Source organism: Exiguobacterium sp. UBA3491 (genome assembly GCF_002377745.1).
GTDB lineage: Bacteria > Bacillota > Bacilli > Exiguobacteriales > Exiguobacteriaceae > Exiguobacterium_A.
In genome coordinates, this window is record NZ_DFQK01000008.1 from 4,955 (window position 1) to 8,556 (window position 3,602).

A 3,602-nucleotide genomic window follows, 5' to 3' on the forward strand; every position below is an offset into this window, starting at 1 on the left:
CCTGAAACCGTCAAACGAGCGATGGCTACATATTCCGGTTTGGCCGGTAATGTCATGTTCAGTTGTTCGTTCTTCATTGCGTTCCACCTCGTACACCACTATCAATTGTAATGATGCTTGAAAGACCTGTGATCTCGAATAGACGACGGATACGTTCAGAGACGCCAACGAGCGTGAACGATGTTCCGTTCTTTTTCGCTGCTTTGAGGGCACCGACGAACACACCGAGACCGGTTGAATCCATATAATGAACTTCATCCAAGTGCACGATGACATCATTCGTTTCGACTGCCGGGACTAATTCTTGGCGAAGCTTTGGTGCCGTATACGTATCAATCTCACCTGCGATATAAAGATGCGTCTGACCGTCTAGCTGCTCTGTTTTAATTGTTAAATCCATCTTCAAGTTCCTCCTCAAGGAAAATCTGTCTATGTGGTCTTGCTATTCATCCTACCTCTTCCCTTTATAAAAAGGTCACTTGGGTATGTTTCCCCGTAAAGAAAACTTTGAAACCCATTTTTAAAAAAAGAGGTCAAAAAAAGTCGTATACGCTAGTATCGACTCTTCTTGTGTTGCGCTTCTATGTAAGTGCCTAAAAATCAACCAAGCCTAAGCTGATTGCGACGGCACTATTTACTTTCATCATCGTGTCCGGATCTAGATGTGTGACTTTATCCGTTAGACGGCGTTTATCAATTGTACGGATTTGCTCAAGTAAGATGACCGAATCACGTTCTAATCCGTGTCGCTCTCGATATACTTCCACATGGGTCGGTAGTTTGGCTTTGTCGATCTGTGCCGTGATCGCAGCCACGATGACTGTCGGGCTGAATCGGTTACCAATATCATTTTGTAGAACAAGCACGGGACGAACTCCCCCTTGTTCCGATCCGACCACAGGTGACAAATTTGCATAAAACACGTCGCCACGTTTGACTATCAAAGCTTACACCCCGCTTACTTGACGTAGGAGTGAGAACTCCGCCTCCGTTTCAATCTGGAACATTTCGCCTACGATCGATAAATTGATTGCTGCCATTTCTTCGTAACCACGCTTCAATTCCTCACGTAGCTGACGCTTGCGTTCTTCGGTCGTATGATTCGACTTCATCCCAATCGTCTCCTTCGCTACATTTCGCTCAACAAACTGCATTTCCCGTTGTTGGACCAAGATAATGGCACCTCCAGATTCACTGAAACCTTAACGAACGACTCACTTTCTACTTCAATATATCAGTCGAATTCAGAAAATACAATCAAAATTCAAACAAATAACGTATTTTTGCCATCTTATTGATGTCTTATGCGAATCACTGACGCGGAACACGTTTCGAGAATTGACAGAGAACTTCATAGTTGATCGTCCCGAGCCAATGGGCCGCTTCCTCGATTGGTGCCCCTTCTCCAATCAAGATGACTTCCGTTCCAATCGGATATTCTCGCGGTAAACGAATCATCAAGCGATCCATACAGACACGACCGACGATTTCGCACGGTAGACCGTCTACAATCAGTGAATAGCCCTGAAACTTGCGTGACCAACCATCTGCATAACCAATCGGAACGGTACCGATCCATTCATCTGTCGGTGCCGTATAAGTCGCTCCGTAACTGATCGTCTGACCCGGTTCGACTTGTTTGACCTGCATCAGACGACTTTTCAGTGAGAACGCTGGTTTTAAAAATTCATAATGTCCTGCCATCTCATCCGACGGCATCGCCCCATATAACGCGATACCGACCCGAACGACGTTAAACGGCGCTTGTCCCGCTAAGCGAATCGCTGCCGCTGAATTAGCACAATGTACGTAACGAATGTCCGGTACTAGCGCGACATAGGATAAAAATGTCTCGAGCTGACGTTCGAACAATCGACTGTTCAGCTCGTCAGCGGTTGCGAAATGCGTATAGATGCCTTCGAGTTCGACAAGATCATCATTACACTCAACCAAAATATGCTTCAACTCATCGACATGCTGCAGTCCGAGTCGCCCCATCCCGGTATCGACCTTGATATGCAAACGGAGATGATCGATTTCCGTCAGATGCCGTTTCGCTTCTTGGAGCCAATCGGCTGAAAAGACAGGAACGGCGACATCGTAATTCGAAGCGACTGGCGCATGCTCCGGCAGTAAAGCTTCAAGCATCAAGATCGGCGCTTGGATACCCGCTTCTCGCAACTCAATCGCTTCTTCAAGGAGCGCAACAGCGAGTAAGTCAGCTCCATTTTCAAGGGCAATCTCAGCGACTGTCACTGCACCGTGACCATAACCGTCTGCCTTGACGACTGCCATCACCTGTTGCTCGCCCATTCGTGTTTTAATTTCGCGTATATTGTGTGCGATCGCTTCCCGATCGATTTCAATCCAAGTTGGTCGATACATCCTAATCCCTCTTCTCTAATAAGACTTGCGCAGACGCGTAGTGCTCTGAATGTGTAATCGAGACATGGATGACGCCATCGAATGGTCCGCTCATGATCGGTCGTCCGGTCTCCTCGTTTAAAACTTCGACGTCCTGCCAGGAAACCTCTTTTCCGACACCGGTTCCAAATGCTTTAACGAACGCTTCCTTTGCGGCGAAGCGACCTGCCAGGTACTCAATTTGCCGGTGTCCTGAAAGCGATTGAAATCGTTCCTGTTCTGCCTGCGTCAAAATTCTTCCTGCAAAACGTGGCTGTCGCTCGAGCGTTTGCTCGATTCGATTTAGTTCGACTAAATCGATCCCAATTCCATAAATCATCCGAGACGCCTCCACAGTTCTATTCTTCGCCATCTTCATATAGAATGAAGATGAAGCGAGGTGTTGTCATGTTTAGTCGAACGGAAAATCTACAAACGTTCACACGTTCTTATCCGGTCGTTTCGTTGTTCATTTTAATCCAAGTCGCCCTGTTTGTCATCGAAAAGTTAGGTGGACTCCTTAATCTGACGTTCTCTCCCTTAAGTGCAGGCGCAGCAATCAATCTCTTAATCGGACAAGGTGAATGGTGGCGTGTCGTCACGGCCACGTTCTTGCATTATGATTTTTGGCACATTGCGTTCAATACGTTTGCCCTTGTCATCTTTGCTCCACCACTCGAGCGGATGATCGGGCATACTCGATTTGCTGCCTTTTATTTGCTCGTCGGTACGCTCGCGAACGTCTTGACGTACTTCACGAAAATCAATGAACCATTCTATGGACAAGCTGGAGCATCTGGCGCCATTCTTGGTCTGCTTGGTTTTTATGTCTACTTGAGTCGCTTCAAACGGACGGTCATCATGGCAGACGATACACGGCTTGTGTATATCTTCACTGCAGTCACGGCAGTCTTTACGTTACTTGGATCGAACGTCGCTGTCTTCGGTCACTTGTACGGTTTCGTCCTCGGATTCCTTTTCGGATTCGTCTTCGGCAACCGCGCCGTGCCATTCACACGTCCGTTCCAAACGGGTCGTCGGACAAGTGGTGGTCCTGTCTTCGTAAGCGGTTCTGGGCAGTTGGGTCGTATCTTCTTCTATGTCATCATCGCCTTTGCTGTACTCGGATTATTCTTCCGTTACCTGTAAACCAGCATACAAAAAAAGGACTACGCTATATTGAACTGAACCAAAAAAGT

General features: G+C 47.2%; 6 protein-coding genes and 1 pseudogene. 1 reads left to right on the top strand and 6 read right to left on the bottom strand.

All coding sequences use genetic code 11. The features are described from left to right. The 6 genes and pseudogenes from B4F99_RS01560 to acpS form a co-directional block, all read right to left on the bottom strand. Positions 1–77 (bottom strand): annotated as a pseudogene (locus B4F99_RS01560) (anti-sigma B factor RsbW); the annotation flags it as partial. Next, the gene (locus B4F99_RS01565) at positions 74–400 is read right to left on the bottom strand and encodes an STAS domain-containing protein (RefSeq protein WP_029342841.1); all 327 of its coding nucleotides are present in this window, start codon (positions 398–400) and stop codon (positions 74–76) included. The gene B4F99_RS01565 and the pseudogene B4F99_RS01560, both read right to left, overlap by 4 nt. A 193-nt stretch (positions 401–593) precedes the next feature. Continuing rightward, a complete protein-coding gene (locus tag B4F99_RS01570) occupies positions 594–944 on the bottom strand; it encodes a type II toxin-antitoxin system PemK/MazF family toxin (RefSeq protein ID WP_023469623.1) in 351 nt (116 codons plus the stop codon). Positions 945–947: 3 nt separating this feature from the next. Continuing rightward, positions 948–1,172 carry a hypothetical protein gene (locus B4F99_RS01575; RefSeq protein WP_023469624.1) on the bottom strand — a complete coding sequence of 75 codons (225 nt, stop codon included), beginning with the start codon at positions 1,170–1,172 and terminating at the stop codon, positions 948–950. Between the two features lie 139 nt (positions 1,173–1,311). Continuing rightward, the gene (alr, locus tag B4F99_RS01580; protein ID WP_214856621.1) at positions 1,312–2,385 is read right to left on the bottom strand and encodes an alanine racemase; all 1,074 of its coding nucleotides are present in this window, start codon (positions 2,383–2,385) and stop codon (positions 1,312–1,314) included. 1 nt (position 2,386) lies between these two features. Further along, positions 2,387–2,743, bottom strand: coding sequence for a holo-ACP synthase (gene acpS, locus B4F99_RS01585; protein ID WP_290754912.1), 357 nt, complete (start codon positions 2,741–2,743; stop codon positions 2,387–2,389). A gap of 68 nt (positions 2,744–2,811) precedes the next feature. On the opposite strand from acpS, the gene B4F99_RS01590 reads away from it, so the two are divergent. Beyond that, entirely contained in the window at positions 2,812–3,552 is a 741-nt protein-coding gene (locus B4F99_RS01590; RefSeq protein WP_290754913.1) for a rhomboid family intramembrane serine protease, read from the top strand. The last annotated feature ends 50 nt before the right edge of the window (positions 3,553–3,602 follow it).

Bases quoted from the DNA above. Each gene is read 5' to 3' on its own strand.
- alr (WP_214856621.1), bottom strand. From the start codon at position 2,385: ATGTATCGACCAACTTGGATTGAAATCGATCGGGAAGCGATCGCACAC.
- B4F99_RS01565 (WP_029342841.1), bottom strand. From the start codon at position 400: ATGGATTTAACAATTAAAACAGAGCAGCTAGACGGTCAGACGCATCTT.
- acpS (WP_290754912.1), bottom strand. From the start codon at position 2,743: ATGATTTATGGAATTGGGATCGATTTAGTCGAACTAAATCGAATCGAG.
- B4F99_RS01590 (WP_290754913.1), top strand. From the start codon at position 2,812: ATGTTTAGTCGAACGGAAAATCTACAAACGTTCACACGTTCTTATCCG.